The sequence below is a fragment of the Brevibacillus halotolerans genome, assembly GCF_026891775.1.
In the GTDB taxonomy this organism is placed as follows: domain Bacteria; phylum Bacillota; class Bacilli; order Brevibacillales; family Brevibacillaceae; genus Brevibacillus_B; species Brevibacillus_B halotolerans.
Genome location: NZ_JAPTNK010000079.1, coordinates 1 through 257, shown reverse-complemented (window position 1 = coordinate 257; position 257 = coordinate 1). Strand labels below are relative to the sequence as shown.

Annotated in this window: 1 rRNA gene; it reads right to left on the bottom strand. The window is 51.4% G+C overall.

Annotation, left to right across the window (positions count from 1 at the left end):
• Positions 1-257: ribosomal RNA gene (locus tag O0550_RS24250) — 16S ribosomal RNA — on the bottom strand; the annotation flags it as partial.

Here is a 257-nt window from a genome sequence, read left to right as displayed (position 1 = left end):
AGACTTACATAGCCACCTGCGCGCGCTTTACGCCCAATAATTCCGGACAACGCTTGCCACCTACGTATTACCGCGGCTGCTGGCACGTAGTTAGCCGTGGCTTTCTCGTTAGGTACCGTCAAGGTGCTACCTTATTTAAATAGCACTGTTTCTTCCCTAACAACAGAACTTTACGACCCGAAAGCCTTCATCGTTCACGCGGCGTTGCTCCATCAGACTTTCGTCCATTGTGGAAAATTCCCTACTGCTGCCTCCCG